The 16,640-nt window shown below is 33.2% G+C and carries 15 protein-coding genes and 1 riboswitch; of the genes, 6 read left to right on the forward strand and 9 right to left on the reverse strand.

The genetic code is table 11. The annotated features are described in order from the left end of the window. The first annotated feature begins 90 nt into the window (after positions 1 to 90). On the forward strand, positions 91 to 297 hold the full coding sequence (locus tag KA833_RS01060) for a hypothetical protein (protein ID WP_019469992.1): 207 nt from the start codon (positions 91 to 93) through the stop codon (positions 295 to 297). A 486-nt stretch (positions 298 to 783) separates the two neighbouring features. Here the strand turns inward: KA833_RS01060 and KA833_RS01065 are convergent, their stop codons facing one another. The 3 genes from KA833_RS01065 to KA833_RS01075 form a co-directional block, all read right to left on the reverse strand. Beyond that, the gene (locus tag KA833_RS01065; RefSeq protein WP_210128167.1) at positions 784 to 1,653 is read right to left on the reverse strand and encodes an SDR family oxidoreductase; all 870 of its coding nucleotides are present in this window, start codon (positions 1,651 to 1,653) and stop codon (positions 784 to 786) included. Positions 1,654 to 1,827: 174 nt separating this feature from the next. Beyond that, positions 1,828 to 3,714, reverse strand: coding sequence for an FtsX-like permease family protein (locus tag KA833_RS01070; RefSeq protein WP_070037283.1), 1,887 nt, complete (start codon positions 3,712 to 3,714; stop codon positions 1,828 to 1,830). After that, positions 3,704 to 4,465 (reverse strand): ABC transporter ATP-binding protein, encoded by a 762-nt coding sequence (locus tag KA833_RS01075; RefSeq protein ID WP_046206722.1) that lies wholly within the window; start codon positions 4,463 to 4,465, stop codon positions 3,704 to 3,706. The genes KA833_RS01070 and KA833_RS01075 overlap by 11 nt, the downstream gene beginning before the upstream one ends. 235 nt (positions 4,466 to 4,700) lie before the next feature. Here KA833_RS01075 and KA833_RS01080 point away from each other — a divergent pair, with 235 nt between their 5' ends. The 3 genes from KA833_RS01080 to copZ all read left to right on the forward strand — a co-directional run bounded on the left by KA833_RS01080 (position 4,701) and on the right by copZ (position 8,979). Beyond that, positions 4,701 to 6,155: a SulP family inorganic anion transporter gene (locus tag KA833_RS01080; RefSeq protein WP_064209231.1), complete on the forward strand. Its 1,455-nt coding sequence runs from the start codon at positions 4,701 to 4,703 to the stop codon at positions 6,153 to 6,155. A gap of 176 nt (positions 6,156 to 6,331) precedes the next feature. Continuing rightward, positions 6,332 to 8,716: a heavy metal translocating P-type ATPase gene (locus KA833_RS01085; RefSeq protein WP_107365372.1), complete on the forward strand. Its 2,385-nt coding sequence runs from the start codon at positions 6,332 to 6,334 to the stop codon at positions 8,714 to 8,716. A gap of 56 nt (positions 8,717 to 8,772) precedes the next feature. Next, positions 8,773 to 8,979, forward strand: coding sequence for a copper chaperone CopZ (gene copZ / locus KA833_RS01090; protein ID WP_046206719.1), 207 nt, complete (start codon positions 8,773 to 8,775; stop codon positions 8,977 to 8,979). 68 nt (positions 8,980 to 9,047) lie between these two features. Here copZ and KA833_RS01095 read toward each other — a convergent pair whose 3' ends face one another. The 5 genes from KA833_RS01095 to KA833_RS01115 form a co-directional block, all read right to left on the reverse strand. Further along, positions 9,048 to 10,046, reverse strand: coding sequence for a D-lactate dehydrogenase (locus KA833_RS01095; protein WP_046206718.1), 999 nt, complete (start codon positions 10,044 to 10,046; stop codon positions 9,048 to 9,050). Positions 10,047 to 10,060: 14 nt separating this feature from the next. Beyond that, positions 10,061 to 11,224: an aminotransferase class I/II-fold pyridoxal phosphate-dependent enzyme gene (locus KA833_RS01100; RefSeq protein WP_070658009.1), complete on the reverse strand. Its 1,164-nt coding sequence runs from the start codon at positions 11,222 to 11,224 to the stop codon at positions 10,061 to 10,063. A gap of 62 nt (positions 11,225 to 11,286) precedes the next feature. Continuing rightward, a riboswitch (SAM riboswitch) is annotated at positions 11,287 to 11,399 on the reverse strand. Between the two features lie 126 nt (positions 11,400 to 11,525). Next, the gene (locus KA833_RS01105) at positions 11,526 to 12,266 is read right to left on the reverse strand and encodes an aggregation-promoting factor C-terminal-like domain-containing protein (RefSeq protein ID WP_064209228.1); all 741 of its coding nucleotides are present in this window, start codon (positions 12,264 to 12,266) and stop codon (positions 11,526 to 11,528) included. Between the two features lie 513 nt (positions 12,267 to 12,779). Then, on the reverse strand, positions 12,780 to 13,823 hold the full coding sequence (locus tag KA833_RS01110; RefSeq protein ID WP_046206715.1) for a PTS sugar transporter subunit IIC: 1,044 nt from the start codon (positions 13,821 to 13,823) through the stop codon (positions 12,780 to 12,782). 315 nt (positions 13,824 to 14,138) lie between these two features. After that, positions 14,139 to 14,570 (reverse strand): 6-pyruvoyl trahydropterin synthase family protein, encoded by a 432-nt coding sequence (locus KA833_RS01115; RefSeq protein ID WP_210128165.1) that lies wholly within the window; start codon positions 14,568 to 14,570, stop codon positions 14,139 to 14,141. 142 nt (positions 14,571 to 14,712) lie between these two features. Here KA833_RS01115 and KA833_RS01120 point away from each other — a divergent pair, with 142 nt between their 5' ends. After that, positions 14,713 to 15,066, forward strand: coding sequence for a DUF488 domain-containing protein (locus tag KA833_RS01120; protein ID WP_046206713.1), 354 nt, complete (start codon positions 14,713 to 14,715; stop codon positions 15,064 to 15,066). A 12-nt stretch (positions 15,067 to 15,078) separates the two neighbouring features. Further along, positions 15,079 to 15,744 carry a DNA-3-methyladenine glycosylase family protein gene (locus KA833_RS01125; protein WP_210128163.1) on the forward strand — a complete coding sequence of 222 codons (666 nt, stop codon included), beginning with the start codon at positions 15,079 to 15,081 and terminating at the stop codon, positions 15,742 to 15,744. A 134-nt stretch (positions 15,745 to 15,878) separates the two neighbouring features. On the opposite strand, the gene KA833_RS01130 is transcribed toward KA833_RS01125, so the two are convergent. Further along, the gene (locus tag KA833_RS01130; RefSeq protein ID WP_245336254.1) at positions 15,879 to 16,436 is read right to left on the reverse strand and encodes a M23 family metallopeptidase; all 558 of its coding nucleotides are present in this window, start codon (positions 16,434 to 16,436) and stop codon (positions 15,879 to 15,881) included. Between the last annotated feature and the right edge of the window lie 204 nt (positions 16,437 to 16,640).

The raw sequence follows: 16,640 nt of genomic DNA on the forward strand, positions 1-16,640 counted from the left end.
GTACGATAGTATGTAAATACTCTGGACGCATGTCACAGACTAAATTTTCATTTATAATATATGTATTATCATTAAAAGGAGTCATTACTTATGAAAACAATCATCAAAGGTGCAATAGCAGTCCTCTTAATCTTAGGTGTCGTAAAAACATTTCAAGATCACGATATCGTAGCAGAAACTACAAATTATTATCAACAATTTAAAGAAGGAGAAATACTACAAAATATTGAAAATGTTAACTTTGACTCTTTAAAAAATATCAATGTCGATGATTTCATTCCTTCAGATTTCTTTTAATATTTTAAAACGTATGCATCAAACTTGATGCCTTAGTTATAAATGATTAACATACTTTTTAGATATAGATGTACATGCAACCTAGCATCTCTCAATTCAAAACTAGATCAATAACATATCTATGTTAAATATCATATTAACAATACACGCTCAACTTTAGAAAACTTTACAAACATTGCAAAAGTACTTTCATCTTTCAAAGGATTTTACATTTGCTATAAAATATAACAAAACACTTTCGTTCAATTCATGCTTTTGCATGAATTGATATGAAAGTGTTTTTTACTACTACTTAATATAGAAGGTATTATCAAAGTCTATCCCCTTAAGGGCTACAAAATGATAATGCTAAATCAAATATTTCAATTAACTTTAAAACAAGACACACCCTACATTCATTACTAATTTTATAGAGTAAGCTTTACTATCAAAGTTGCAGTAAGTTGTTATTTCGTTAGTCCATAATAATCAAGCTACACACTATACTTAAGAAGTAATATAATCACCGCCATTTACATGAATGACTTGTCCTGTAATGTAAGAACTATCTGCATAAGACGCTAAAAATACATACGACGGTGCTAGTTCTGCGGGTTGTCCTCGGCGACCCATTGGCGTTTCTCCACCTTGATGTGCTACTTTTTCTTCTAAAAATGTAGCAGGTATTAAAGGTGTATATATCGGACCAGGTGCAACAGCATTTACACGTACGCCCCGTTCTATCAAACTTGTCGCTAAAGATCTTGTAAACGCTACAATTGCCCCTTTGGTTGCTGAATAATCAATAAGATGCGCTGATCCTCTATATGCTGTTACACTTGTAGTATTGATAATGGCATCACCGTCTGCTAAATGTGGCGCTGCTGCTTGAGATAAAAACATCATGCCAAAAATATTAGTTTCAAACGTTTCTTTCACTTGCTCTGGCGTAATTTCTTGAAAACTATCCTGTGGAAATTGAACGCCACCATTATTTACTAAAATGTTTAAACCTCCAAAGTCTTTAACCACTTTATCAATTAATGCTTGAGCGTCTGACACTACCTTTAAATCATGTGCATAGGCTTTAGCTTTTACACCTATTCTTTTCAAATCATCCACTACTTTTTGAGCATCTTCATGTTCATCATAATAGCCAATAGCAACATTTGCACCTTCTCTTGCAAATAGCATCGCTACAGAACACCCAATGCCAGAATCACCGCCAGTAATCAGAGCAACCTTGCCCGTTAATTTGCCACCGCTTTTATAACCTTCCATCTCTGTTATAGGCTGTGGATTCATCTCTTTTTGAATACCTGGTTGTTTGTTTTGTGTATAACCTTTAATTTGCTTATGAAATTCTAATAAATTCATCATTATACCCCCATGTGTAATCATTGTGCCGTGTACTACATACCACGAATAGACAACGACAAACATATTTAAAAAAACCCGATACATAAATTAAAAATGCTGTGAATCATGTTATATGTTTATAACTTCATTCACAGCATTTTATTTAAGCTTATTAATAGAATGTTTTATTTTTTAAATTGAATGTTTTACAATTCGGCTTGAATGTATAAAAGACATAATTGCAAATATACAATACACAATTGAATATACTATCATGACAACATAAACTGGTGTCATACTTGTCGCATTATAAATACCCATAAAAGCTTTTGCTGCAAAGTAAGCATGCATCAGTGACACAACTAAAGGTAAGCCAAAGTTGAAAATTACTTTTAACCCTAGTCCTTTCAACATATCCTGATGAGTATAACCAATTTTTCTTAAAATGCGAAAGTTCGGGATTTCATCTTCAGTCTCATCCATTTGTTTAATATAAATAATACATCCTGCTGCCACTAAAAATGCCAAACCTAAAAATGAAGTGACAAATAATAAAATGCCGACACTTTCATTCATTTCTTGTTTTATCATACCTTGTGATTGGATACTCGGTTCAATAGATTGTGCAATTTTCGTTGCTTTTGTCAAATCTGTATGATGTTTCAAATCATAACCGTATTGTTTATTCGTTTCTTTACCTTCTTGCTTGATTTGCTCATATTTATCCGAGCTTACTAATAATACTGGACCACCATAACTTACTTCGCTCATAAATGTCGCTTTATTACTGTCGCCAATCACCTTGAATGTTTCCGTATGACTATTTTTTAACTGAATCTCTTTATTTAAATCATATTTTACTATTCCAGAACCAGCTGCTAAGTTAATCAATTTAGCTTTATTTCCAGAAACTGCTTTATCATTAAAGTATTGATTGCTCGTAACAAACAAGGTTTTCATATTACCCATATTTGATTTTTGAAATACTTGATCATTTAATATATCGCCACGTGTCACTTCTTTATAGTCTTTCTTTACTTCAATGTGTGCTTTTTGTAATTTACTTTCAAATTGTTTTGCTTGTTTACTATCTTTAAAATTTAAGTCATGAGGTGCCATTAACTTTGTATTTTCATCCATCGTTGATTTACTAATTGCACCAAAACATAATACCGTTACGGTTACTGCTGAAATAGTTGCAATGATTGTTAATGATAATGCATTTTTCTTCATTCTGTGCATGATAGATGATGTAAACACAACGTCAGTGATTGACACATTGCCTTTTTTTGAACGTTTTAACGTTTTAAATATAAGCGAAACGGAACTACGGAAAAATAAATATGCCCCTAACACCGTTAAAAATAAAATGATAAATGGTGAATAGATAACCATATTGAGAAACTTACCAAACATTTCTGTTGAGATATAATATCCTACACCAATCATCACAATACCTAACACACCGAAGATCACTTCGATCACAGTGATTTGAGATTTGGTTGCTTCTGTGCGTGCATTGTCATTCATCATCATTAAAATACTACGCTTACGTAAAAAGATAAAACTTTGTATGAGTATGAGTACAAATGACACCACAATAAGCATCAATGTTTGTATGACTGCTGGCAATTGGAACGATAACGATACGCTCATATTGATGTCTAATATTTTGAGCACGATCATCAGCAGCAATTTCGAACCAAATATGCCGATAATCATGCCGATAACGCCAGTTAATAAAAGCATCATCGCTTGCTCAATGACTAACATTCTCATGATGTTGTTTCTTGTTAAACCAATCAATTGATACAGCGCAAATTCACGCGTTCTACGCTTAATAAATAGTTGGTTTGCATACATTAAAAATATAACAATTATAAAGAATAAAAATACTGCGCCAATTTCTGAACCTTTTTGAATTGTCTTTAATGATTGCTCATTATTAATACTATTTGTATATTTTAAAGTTACAAAACTAAAATATAAAACGATACTGACAATTAAGGAAAATAAATACATGGCATAATGTCTAACGTTTTTCCTTAAATTCTTGATAACGATTTGATTAAAATTCATTTGCCACACCACCTAAGGCAGTTTGCATGTGAATGATGTTTTTATAAAATGCTTGATTACTATCCTCACCTTGATATATTTCTGAATGTATATCACCATCTTTTAGCATAATGACACGATTTGAATAACTAGCTGCAACGGGGTCGTGAGTGACCATTACGATGGTAGCATTCGTCTTTTGATTTAACTCTTCCAAACGGTTTAGTAAGTCTTGTGCACTTTTTGAATCTAAGGCACCCGTTGGTTCATCTGCAAAAATAATAGCAGGTTTGTGTACTGAAGCCCTTGCCGCAGCAGTACGTTGTTGTTGTCCTCCAGATATCTCATTTGGATATTTATGGCCCAGTTGACTAATACCTAATGCTTGCGTGACTTCGTTATAATTTTGCTCTTTTTCTTGTTTAGATAATTTTTGAATAGATAGTGGTAACATTATATTTTCTTTAACAGTTAATGTATTAAGCACACTATAATTTTGGAAAATAAAACCTATTTCTTTTTTACGAAAGTCTGCTAATGCTTTATTACTCATTTTATTAATTTGATGGCCATTAATTTCAACAGTACCACTCGTTATATAATCTATGGAACTAATCACATTAAGCAATGTCGTTTTTCCAGAGCCTGATGGCCCCATAATCGTCACAAATTCACCTTTTTCTATTGCAAAATCTATGCCTTTGAGTACTTCTTGTTTTCTATGTTTATTACCATAATTTTTAGTTAATCCTTCTACTTTAAGAATAGACATGTGTTACACTCCTTCAATCACTTTACTTTTATTTATATTTGTATCATAGCGAATTCACTTTATTTTCTCGTTTGATTTTACTAACAAATACATATTTTCAAATTACAAAACTGTCACATGTTTATTTCGTAATAAATTATATTTTTTTAAATTTTTTTGTCATAAAGTACTATAAACTTTTTTTATGCTATGTGCTATACTATTAAAATTGACTTTTAATAAAGGAGCACAGTTTATGCTAAATAAATTAAAGAAAGAATGGCTCACTGCACCAGGTACAAATATATTAGCAGGTATTGTTGTAGCACTTGCGTTAATTCCTGAAGCAATCTCATTCTCTATCATTGCAGGTGTAGATCCAATGGTTGGATTATATGCCTCGTTTATCATCGCTGTTGTCATTTCATTAGTTGGGGGTAGACCCGCAATGATATCAGCTGCTACTGGTGCTGTTGCTTTAGTTATTGTGCCATTAGTTCGAGATCATGGTATTCAATATTTACTTGCTGCCACCATTTTAATGGGAATCATTCAAATCATCTTTGGGTTGTTGAAAATAGGTAGACTTATGAAATTTATTCCAAATTCTGTAATGATTGGGTTTGTGAACGCATTAGCTATAATGATATTTATGACACAACTTAAACATATCTTTGGTATCTCCATGCCTACATACTTATTTGTCATTATCACACTATTAATCATTTATTTATTACCTCGTGTGTTCAATCGTATACCTGCACCATTAATTGCTATCGTCGTATTAACAATCGCATATTTAGTTACCGGGGCAGACGTTAAAACGGTTGGAGATTTAGGCGAAATTAAAAAAAGCTTACCGCAATTAATAATCCCAAATGTACCATTTAATATGGAGACTTTTAAAATTATATTTCCCTATGCCATATCAATGGCAATCGTAGGTCTTGTAGAAAGCTTATTAACCTCACGCATCGTCGATCAGGCAACCGATAGTTATAGCAACAAGAATCAAGAAGCTCGTGGACAAGGTATCGCAAACTTTATCACAGGCTTTTTCGGTGCAATGGGAGGTTGTGCTATGATTGGACAGTCGGTTATTAATGTGCGCTCAGGTGCAACCACACGACTTTCCACATTTACAGCGGGTGTATTTTTAATTATCTTAATTATGGTCTTTGGTGACTGGGTTGTTGAAATTCCAATGCCAATTTTAGCAGGCATCATGGTGATGGTTTCGGTAGGTACATTTAACTGGGGATCATTTAAATTTATTCAAAAAGCCCCACGTTCTGATGCATTTGTGATGATATTAACGGTCGTTATCGTTTTGTTCACAAGTAATCTAGCGCTTGGCGTCATTGTTGGTGTTATCATCAGTGCATTATGTTTTGCTACAAAGATATCCAATGTTTCTGTCCAATATGAGGAACAAAATCATCACGTCTATTATAAAGTTAAAGGACAAATTTTCTTTGTCTCTATCGATTCTTTAATGAATCAATTAGATTTAGAAATAAGAGATCAAACAATTTATCTCGATTTTAGCCAAGCACATCTATGGGATGATTCAGCTGTCAATGCAATAGATACTTTAATAGAAAATTATAAAAAGAAAAATAATATGATTTATGTAAAACATCTTAATAAAGACAGCCGTAAAATTGTTTCTGAACTCAGCAAAGTCAATCAGCAGCAACATCTAATATAACTTTGATTTAAATCATAAGCTAACATCACTTGTTACATACATACTGATGTTAGCTTATTTTGTTTCAAACAAACACATTGACTTTTATACCTATAGGGGGTATATTAAATTTAACAGATGACATACAAATAGCGTTTCGTTATAAATCTATAAAACAAAAGGAGGCAGTCACTGAGATGAGTAACAACAAAAAAACGACACTAGGCATTACGGGCATGACTTGTGCCGCGTGTGCAAACCGTATCGAAAAGAATTTAAATAAAATGGAAGATGTCACAGCAAATGTCAATGTCACAACCGAGAAAGCAACGATTGAATATAATTCAGATCATACTTCAATCGATGCTTTAACTCAAAAAATTAAAGATACAGGTTATGATGTTGTCACTGAAAAAGCTGATTTAGATGTCATCGGTATGACTTGCGCTGCATGTTCAAATCGTATTGAAAAAGTTCTTAATCGCACTGACGGTGTTGAACAAGCCAACGTCAATCTCACAACCGAAAATGCAACGATAAATTATAATCCAGAAGTGACATCTATAGATGAATTGATAAAGAAAATACAAAACATCGGCTATGATGCAAAAACCAAAGCAGCTCCTTCAGAAAAGAATTCACGCAAAGCTCAAGAATTAAAAGGGAAACGAAACAAATTAATCATTTCAGCCATCCTTTCTTTACCTTTATTATTGACGATGTTTGTCCATTTATTCGGACTACCATTACCGAGTTTCTTAATGAATCCCTGGTTTCAATTCATATTAGCTACACCTGTTCAATTTATAATTGGTTGGCAATTTTATGTAGGCGCTTATAAAAATCTACGAAATGGCTCAGCCAATATGGACGTATTAGTTGCTTTAGGTACGAGCGCAGCATTCTTTTACAGTATTTATGAAATGATAAAATGGTTGAGCAATACAAATGATACACCTCATTTGTATTTTGAAACGAGTGCCGTATTAATAACACTTATCTTATTTGGTAAATATTTAGAAAGTCGTGCCAAAACACAAACTACCAATGCTTTAAGTGAATTGTTAAGCTTACAAGCCAAAGAAGCACGTATAATCAGAAATGGTAAAACACAGATGGTGCCACTCAGTGAAGTTGTTGTGGGAGATTATATACAAGTAAAACCAGGAGAAAAAATACCAGTTGATGGTCAAATAATTAAAGGTATGACTGCGATAGATGAATCTATGTTAACCGGTGAATCTATCCCTGTTGAAAAAACATTAAACGATAATGTGATAGGATCAACAATGAATAAAAACGGTACGATTACAATAGAAGCAACAAAAGTAGGAAAAGACACTGCTTTATCTTCTATTATTAAAGTAGTTGAAGACGCTCAAGGTTCAAAAGCGCCTATACAACGTTTAGCTGATACGATTTCTGGTTACTTTGTTCCTATTGTCGTAGGCATTGCTATACTCACATTTATCATTTGGATTGCTTTTGTTCAAACGGGCCAATTTGAACCTGCGCTTGTAGCAGCAATCGCTGTATTAGTGATCGCTTGCCCATGTGCATTGGGCCTCGCAACACCCACTTCAATTATGGTGGGTACTGGTAAGGCTGCTGAAAATGGTATTTTATTTAAAGGCGGCGAGCACATAGAACGTACGCACCAAGTCGATACAGTTGTTCTAGATAAAACAGGAACAATCACAAACGGTAAACCAATTGTGACTGATTTTGAGGGTAATAATGAAACCCTACAACTATTAGCTAGCGCAGAAAAAGATTCTGAACACCCATTAGCTGAAGCAATCGTCAATTATGCAAATGAAAAAAACATCGACTTATTAGAAACATCTGCTTTTGAAGCCGTACCTGGACACGGCATTCAAGCAATGATTCATAACCAAGACGTATTTGTTGGCACACGTAAATTCATGAAAGATGCGCATATAGATGTTTCAATGTATGAAGATAATTTAGTTAAATATGAATACGAAGGTAAAACGGCTATGCTCATTGCTATTAATCAAACACTGCAAGGTGTGATTGCAGTCGCTGATACAGTCAAAGACTCTGCCGAGGAAGCAATACAACAACTACACGAATTAGGTATTTCCGTAACAATGCTTACAGGAGATAATGCACGAACAGCACAAGCGATTGCTAAACAAGTAGGTATAGACGCTGTAATTTCAGAAGTATTACCAGAAGAAAAAGCTTCAAAAATCGCTGAACTACAAGATAATAATAAAATTGTTGCTATGGTTGGAGATGGCGTTAATGACGCACCAGCATTAGTTCAAGCCGATATTGGTATTGCTATTGGTACAGGTACAGAAGTAGCAATAGAAGCAGCGGATGTCACTATTTTAGGCGGAGAATTATTATTAATTCCTAAAGCAATCAAAGCTAGTAATTCAACGATAAGCAATATCAGACAAAACTTATTTTGGGCGTTCGGCTATAACGTTGCCGGTATCCCTATTGCCGCTTTAGGTTTACTTGCACCATGGGTAGCTGGCGCAGCTATGGCATTAAGCTCCGTAAGTGTAGTAACCAATTCGCTTAGATTAAAACGAATGAAATTATAACTCAATTTTGTAATAATACTAATAATAAATATCCTTAATTTAAGGAGGTGATTCTTATGGCAACAGAAACAATTAAAGTTGATGGCATGAGCTGCGATCATTGTAAGCATGCAGTAGAATCTGCGCTGACGAATCTAAATGGCGTATCAACAGCTGATGTAAACCTGGAGGCTGGTAATGTTGAAGTCAATTTTGACGACAATAAAGTTACAATGACAAGCATGAAAGATGCTATCGAAGATCAAGGCTATGATGCTAAATAACCTGTACATTTATAAAATAAGGGCTGAGACGAAATCAAACGTCTTAGCCCTGTTTTTATATTACCTATTTAATTAACGCGAAGTTTACTATCCCCTGTATATATTACCTCTAATGTTGCATCTAGCGCATCCACAATAAGATTTTTCACAGCTGCATCTGTATAAAAAGCAATATGTGGAGATAGAATGACATCTTGTCGCTCTATCAATTCAACTAATACTGCATCATCCAATTGTGTATTGCGTTGATCACTTGGGAATAAGCCTTTCTCACCTTCATAAGTGTCTAATGCTGCTCCTTTTAATTTCCCACTATTCAATGCATCTATAAGCGCTTTTGTATCAACAATCGTACCGCGCGCACAATTAATAAACACGGCACCAGTTTTCATTTCTGTAAATACTGTCTCATTAAACAAATATGTATTATCCTTTGTCGCTGGGATATGTACAGTGACAATATCCGCGTCTTTAATTGCTTCACTCATGCTTTCCTGATATGTCAAATACGCTTCGCATGAAATTTGAGGTTCAATATCATATGCTACTACTTCTGAACCAAAACCTTCTGCAAAAATTTTACCAACAATGGAACCAATACGACCTGTACCAATAACTGCAACTTTTAAATCTTTTATAGAACGTGACAAAATACTTGGTTGCCATCTAAAATCATATGTTGCAGTTTTATTTTGTATATCATTAAAATTTCTAATTAAATTTAATGCTTGGGATACGGTATATTCAGCGATTGAATTTGGAGAATATGAAGGTACGTTGGTTATAACTAGTTCATATTGCTTAGCTAACTCAAGATTGTAACTATCAAATCCAGCACTTCTCTGAGCAATTTGCTTAATGCCATAATCATGTAATTTTTTATATACTGTTTCATCTAATTCAATTTGTTGTGACAATGATACCCCATCAAAACCTTTGACACGATCTACCGTTTCCAAAGATAAAATGTCACTATCTAAATCTACTAAAACCTGATTTTTTTCTGACCATTCATTAATAAAAGGGATATCTTCTTCTCTGACACCAAAAAGTTTAATGCTTTTCATTAATCGTTTCACTCCTAATCTGCTTCATATAAATGTTTTAATGATTGAATGCGTTCTGCGGCTTCCATTAAGCTATCATCATCCACTGCTAATGAAATACGTACATAGTGCCGCCCATGTTCACCAAATGGAACACCTGGCGCAACCAAAATGGATTTTTCTTTTAATAAATACGTTTCAAATGTTTCACCATCATAATGTTTAGGGGTTTTCAACCATAAAAATATGCCACCATTCATCGGTTCAAAAGGGATTCCCACTGCATTCAATTTAGCAGTGAACTTATCTCTACGAACTTTAAATATTTCATTTTGACTCAAGAGAAAATCATCATAGTGATTTAAAGCAAAGGTAGCCGCATCTTGCAGTGCACCAAACATACCAGCGTGCGTATGTGTTTGATATTTTTTCAATGCTTGTATCATATCTTTGTTTCCTACAGCAAAACCAACTCTAAAACCTGACATATTATATCCTTTTGATAAAGAGAAAACTTCTATTGCTAAGTTTTTAGCACCCTTTGATTGTAAAATACTTGGATTTTTATAATCAAAACCAAATGCACTGTAGGCAAAATCATGAACAATTTTAGTTTTTGTGCCTTGAAATTGTTTAATTGCTTTATCAAACACATCTTTTGTAGCAACTGAACCTGTAGGATTATTTGGATAAGTTAGATAAACTAAGCGCGTATTCAATAAGACATCTTTATCTATCGTATGCCATTGTGGCAAATAATAAGGTGGCTTTAACACAAGTGGTTGTGGCTTAGCATCTGCCAATAATACACCTGCTAAATAATCTGTATAACCTGGATCAGGAAGCAGCACATTTTCCCCTGGATTAACGATGCATGTAGGCAAAGCGACTAAGCCGTTTTTCGTACCATATAAGATACAAACTTCTTCATCCTTATCTAATTCAACCTCATATTGTCTTTTATAAAAATCCACGATTGCTTGCTTAAATGTTTCTTTCCCATGAAAAGCGACATATTTTTGATTTTCTGGTTTATAGATGGCTTCTGCGTAACAATCAAGAATACCTTTAGGCGTTGCACCATCAGGTATACCTACTGCCATATTAATCAATGGCAAAGGACCAGGCTCTATTTTACGCCCCATCGTTTTGCCAAAGTAACTATCCGGAATTTGTGATAATCGATCTGATATTACCATTAAAAGTCCTCCTTAAAATAAAAAACTATATGCCCCTTAAGTGACATATAGCTCTCACATGACACTTATCTATCAAGTATTTTACTTGTTGAATGTAGCACAGTACTTATGATAATAGATAAGTCTGTTGCTGAAGTTTCAACGGGTCAAGTCCCTCCACTTCTCTGGATAAGTTACTTTATAATTAAATTAATATTAATTTTATCAGAATATTCTAACATGTCAATATAAAAAAAGAGTGACTCGCTTGAGTCACTCTTTATCTATATCACCAAACAGAACTCGTTCAGCGTTATAGATTTTACCACCAACCGTGGTTTTTACGGAATTCTAATGCTGCTGCTTCAGAACCGTAACGTTGTTTAGCATAGTTTAACATACCTTTAGTTTGATCTGCTACTGAACCAGTACCCCATGATTCTTTAGTTTGGCCTAAACCTCTATATCCTGCTGGGTTAACCGCATTTGGATTACCACTTGATTCAGGCATTACAATTGAATTCCACATAGCTTCTGATCCACCAGCCGCTAAGAATTGTGCTTTAACTGATCCACCAGTTGAAGCTGCTGATGCTTGAGCTGTTTTATATGTTTGCGTAGCTGCACTTGTTTGTGCTGTTCTAACATTTGTAGTTGCTGAAGCTTTTGGTGCTTCTACTGCTGCTGGAGCAGTATATGATTGTTGCGAACGTACTTCACTTGCAGATTTTTCATTTGTATTAACACTAACTTCTGAACTTACATCTTGTGTAGTGTTAGGTGTTGAAGCTTGTGCACCAACTGCATGGTATTCCCATGACCATGTATTACCGTCTGATGTAAAAGTAAACTCGTTACCATCTAGTACAAAATTATAGTTATACGCACCAGCGTGTAATGGTTTTTGATTTAATTCAGCTGAATCATTTAATGCTAATTCTGCTAAATGTGCTTTGTCGATGTTTTGTTCTGAAGCGTGAGCTTGATTGTTGTCAGATGCTGCTGCATATCCTGTTACGCCTAATGCTACTGCTAATGATGAAGCTAAAATTGATTTTTTCATAATAAAATAAATCCTCCAAATTTAATTTCTAATAAAATATATTTTCGATAATTTTTTTGTCGTATTTGCTAAAATTCTTTAAATTTTATGTTTTGTTTTTTGACCATAGTTAATATACCACATATTTTTATCAAACATATTACACTTATATAACAAAACTTTACAAAAATTATTCTGATTTGTAACATTGCAATCTTTTGTAATCATTTTATACAACGTTCTCAAATAATTATTATTGCTCATACGATTTATGAATACTGGCATAAAAAAAGTATTTTCACTTGAACCACTTCATTTTTTATATTGTCTGAAAAATTACAAACAACCGTTTTGTTACATAACTGTAATAATATATTTCGATATCTTTTTTATATATTGGGGTCAAACTTGCAAATTTTTTTGTACAAAATAAAAAAAGACCTTTGATTTGAGGCCTTTTTTAATGTTTTCTCTTACATTTTAACTATACGTATTTTCAATATATTACATTAATCAAGCATATATCTGCTTATTTTATGCTAAAAATTTAAATACTTCCTTATTATATAATTTCAAAACTTTCATATAGAACATATGGATTAAGAAACCTATCATAAACGGAACGACAAAAAAAGCGATAAATACATATAATAGATTAAGTAGTAACGGCGCTTCCATATGTCTAAATGCACTGATTGGCCCAACGAGTCCAATGATACCAAAACCTGCAGATTCTTTGGTACCTGCAATACCTAGCAATGCACCAAAAAAACCAGTGATTAGCGCATTGGTAAAGATAGGTAATAAAATGATAGGATGTCGAACCATATTAGGAATCATCATTTTTACACCACCTAAAAATATTGTGATAGGTACACCTGATCGATTTATTTTCATCGTACCTGCAACAAGAACTCCTTCACATGCTACGATACCTAATGAGGCTGAACCTGCTGCTAAACCACTAATACCAATAGCTAATGCTGTAGCCACTGTAGAAATTGGTGAAATGATGATGAAACTAAAGACAAGTGCAATAAGCATTGACATGATGATAGGTTGTAATTCTGTAAATGTATTAACTAAGTTACCGATACCAGTCGTAATTAATTGTATGTATGGTAATAACGTCAAACCAATCAAACCTGAAATTACACCAACGATGGTTGGTAAAATAATCAATGTGAGACTACCAAAACGTTCACCAATTACCAATATAAAAAATACTGCAATTGCTGCTGTAATCATTGTATTAATTAAGTCTCCTACTCCAGCAAGTACCCATACGCCATCTTTAAATTGCGCAACACCACTGCCAACAAAAGCTGAACTAGCAACTACAGCGGTCGCTAAAGGCGTTAAACTAAAGCGCATTGCAATCAAAGCACCTACCAATAGTGGAACTGTAAATTGAATACCTAAAACAACCTGTAGTAAAGATTCAAAAATGGCATGTTTCGGCGCTAAAAGCTTAAACACCTCACCTAAAATAGCATTAGGTATGAGCCCAGCAACAATTGCAATTGCTACTCCAGATAATACATTATTAATAAATTGTTTCGGACTTACTTTAATCATTGTGTGCCTCCTATGTTGTGATAAATAAAATATACCATATTATCGCAATTTTCAGAATATTTATTTATGTAAACTTTTCCATTTCAAATTAAAAATGTAGTTAAGTATATTCTCAAAATTTTCCAACTCTACAGTATGCTTACAAATCACAAAAATTGCACACAAAATACGGACAGACATTCATATCTATTGCATGAACTTGTCTATCCGTATACTTTGGTTGCTATTCAAAACGATATTAAACCTTGTTGTCGCTAAAATTTAACATACTCTAGTACATGCGTATTATTGATGAAACCGTGTTATTAACATACCTTATTTTCCGTCCATGAATTCACGCGTCAATACTAAACCTTGTGTTGCATTCTCAAAAAATTCTAGCTTTTGTAGTGTATTTTGCTCTGGCAAGTGTTGCTCAAATTGTTCCCATATCCAAAAGGCTATATTTTCAGCAGTTGTATTCATTGATGGCAATGTTTCATTAACGAGTTGACCATCCAAATAAGTTGCGATTTTTTGATTATATATTTTATCTACTTCATTAAAATCTAATGCCAATCCGGTATCGTCTATTTCAGATAAAATTTCAATATCGAACTTATAATGTTGATTTGCTAAATCTTTGTGTTCTGTTTGACTGAAATATATTCGATTATCACAAGTGAATTCATAATAATTTTTAATAAGCACTGCATTACTACGGTATCTAAATTGTTCGGGTGGTTGTACTTGATCAAAATTCGTCATAGTTAAAATCTCCTTTTCAGCATTATATTTATCTATACCCTTTAAGGTAGAATATATGACCTCTGAGACCTCTGATGTTTTTAATATTAAATTTTAGGCTATAGAAAAATAATTGAAATAATTCAAATTAAAGGAGTATTTTATGACTATTCAAATACAACGCATTTATGAAAAACCACTTAAAGAAGGCGTTCGTGTACTTGTAGACCGTGTTTGGCCAAGAGGTATATCAAAAGATCAGGCCAATTTAGACCATTGGCTAAAAAATATTGCACCTACATCCGAGTTAAGAAAATGGTTTAATCACGATCCTCAACTTTATGCTGCATTTAAAGAAAAATACGAGAAAGAATTACGTGAAAATGAGGAACAACAAGAAGCTTTTAATGAATTGCAAGATATTATTGCTAACAGTAAGCAAGATGTCATTTTGCTATATGGTGCAAAAGATGAGCAACATAACCAAGCAATTGTGTTGCAACAATTATTACAATAAGGTGTGAGTACGATGACTCAGTGGCAAATTGATATAAATGATCCGGCTGTACAAACACTTATGAATCAAGATGAGACACTTGCAAAACTTATAAAGCAAATTGGCAACATAGAAATAACACTACGTACCAATCCGCTAAAATCGTTAATTCGTTCTATCATTGGACAGCAAATTACCAATACTGCCGCTTCAGCAATTTTCCAAAAATTTTCAGATGCTATACACAATCAATGGACCCTTGAATCGATTTTAAGTTTGAAGGAAACACAAATGAAACATATTGGTCTTTCAAAAACTAAAATCAACTATATTCAAAATTTGCTTGCATATATAGAACAAAATAAATTGGATTTTGCTAATTTACATGAATTAGATGATAAAACTGTAAAACAAGTTTTAACACAGGTCAAAGGGATTGGTCGTTGGACATCAGAAATATTTTTAATTTTTACATTAAAACGCAAAAATATATTGCCCATTTTTGATGTAGGTTTACAGAGAGCTGCACAATGGCTATATCAAACCTCAACCGCAGAAAGAAAAAAACAGCTCACTCTCTGTGCAAAACAATGGCATCCATATGCTTCATATGGAGCATTTTACTTGTGGGAAGCAATTCATCGAAATTTATTAAATTACGATTCTATTGACTCAGTTATAGATAAATCAACTTCTTAATAAGTTAATTTTATAGTTCCTAACTATGCCTTCAATGTGGTAGAACAAAATTANNTAATTTTGTTCTACCACATTGTTATCATTACATTATTTGGTAAATTGTGCTGTGATAGGCTAAAATATTTTCTAGACATTTATTGCTTATACAAACTTTTTTCACCTTTTGGCAATGATTCTATAAATTTTCTTGGGTTTTCCGCATAATCGTTGCCAACGCCACCTTTCATTCTTTGGAAATGTAGATGCGGTCCTGAAGTTTGAGAACCAGTATTACCAGAAAGTGCGATGATTTTTCCAGCTTCAACTTTGTCTCCAGGTTCCACTTTAAATTCATTTAAATGCATATACCATTGATGGTATACACCATTTTCTTCCCTAATTTGCACTACCTTACCACCTAACTCATTTTCAAAAGTTCTAGTTACCTTACCATCTGTTGCGGCAGTTACTGGTGTGTTTTTAGCTATACCATAGTCGATGCCATAGTGTTTACCATCAAAGTCATTATATTCATAATCACCAAAAGATTCTGTCTCTCTACTAATATTAAAAATACTTCTATCTGTTTCTTTTTCATCTTTATTTCCATCATTTTGTTGCACTAAATTTTCTCTTATATATCGTTGTACCGTATCTATATTTGTTAATAATAGTATTAACGGCACTAACACAATAATTAATAATATTATCATTTTAAATGTATTTTTCACTATCTGATTCACCTTTTAAATTATGATATTAATATCATAATAAATGCTTTCATCTATATTTTGCTAATTATTCAACTTAAAATCTTCTCATACTTTCGTACTAAATGAATGGCACAAAAATATCAAAACACTTTTAGTAAACATATATCCATTGAATTCAGATATGAAAATCTCTTGATACCATTA

Source organism: Staphylococcus sp. GDY8P67P (genome assembly GCF_017892545.1).
Lineage (GTDB): Bacteria > Bacillota > Bacilli > Staphylococcales > Staphylococcaceae > Staphylococcus > Staphylococcus ureilyticus.

Coding starts and splice junctions, on each gene's coding strand:
- KA833_RS01125 (WP_210128163.1), top strand. CDS start 15,079: ATGACTCAGTGGCAAATTGATATAAATGATCCGGCTGTACAAACACTT.
- KA833_RS01110 (WP_046206715.1), bottom strand. CDS start 13,823: ATGATTAAAGTAAGTCCGAAACAATTTATTAATAATGTATTATCTGGA.
- KA833_RS01095 (WP_046206718.1), bottom strand. CDS start 10,046: ATGAAAAGCATTAAACTTTTTGGTGTCAGAGAAGAAGATATCCCTTTT.
- KA833_RS01060 (WP_019469992.1), top strand. CDS start 91: ATGAAAACAATCATCAAAGGTGCAATAGCAGTCCTCTTAATCTTAGGT.
- KA833_RS01130 (WP_245336254.1), bottom strand. CDS start 16,436: ATGATAATATTATTAATTATTGTGTTAGTGCCGTTAATACTATTATTA.
- KA833_RS01115 (WP_210128165.1), bottom strand. CDS start 14,570: ATGACGAATTTTGATCAAGTACAACCACCCGAACAATTTAGATACCGT.
- copZ (WP_046206719.1), top strand. CDS start 8,773: ATGGCAACAGAAACAATTAAAGTTGATGGCATGAGCTGCGATCATTGT.
- KA833_RS01080 (WP_064209231.1), top strand. CDS start 4,701: ATGCTAAATAAATTAAAGAAAGAATGGCTCACTGCACCAGGTACAAAT.
- KA833_RS01085 (WP_107365372.1), top strand. CDS start 6,332: ATGAGTAACAACAAAAAAACGACACTAGGCATTACGGGCATGACTTGT.
- KA833_RS01075 (WP_046206722.1), bottom strand. CDS start 4,465: ATGTCTATTCTTAAAGTAGAAGGATTAACTAAAAATTATGGTAATAAA.
- KA833_RS01105 (WP_064209228.1), bottom strand. CDS start 12,266: ATGAAAAAATCAATTTTAGCTTCATCATTAGCAGTAGCATTAGGCGTA.
- KA833_RS01065 (WP_210128167.1), bottom strand. CDS start 1,653: ATGAATTTATTAGAATTTCATAAGCAAATTAAAGGTTATACACAAAAC.
- KA833_RS01120 (WP_046206713.1), top strand. CDS start 14,713: ATGACTATTCAAATACAACGCATTTATGAAAAACCACTTAAAGAAGGC.
- KA833_RS01070 (WP_070037283.1), bottom strand. CDS start 3,714: ATGAATTTTAATCAAATCGTTATCAAGAATTTAAGGAAAAACGTTAGA.
- KA833_RS01100 (WP_070658009.1), bottom strand. CDS start 11,224: ATGGTAATATCAGATCGATTATCACAAATTCCGGATAGTTACTTTGGC.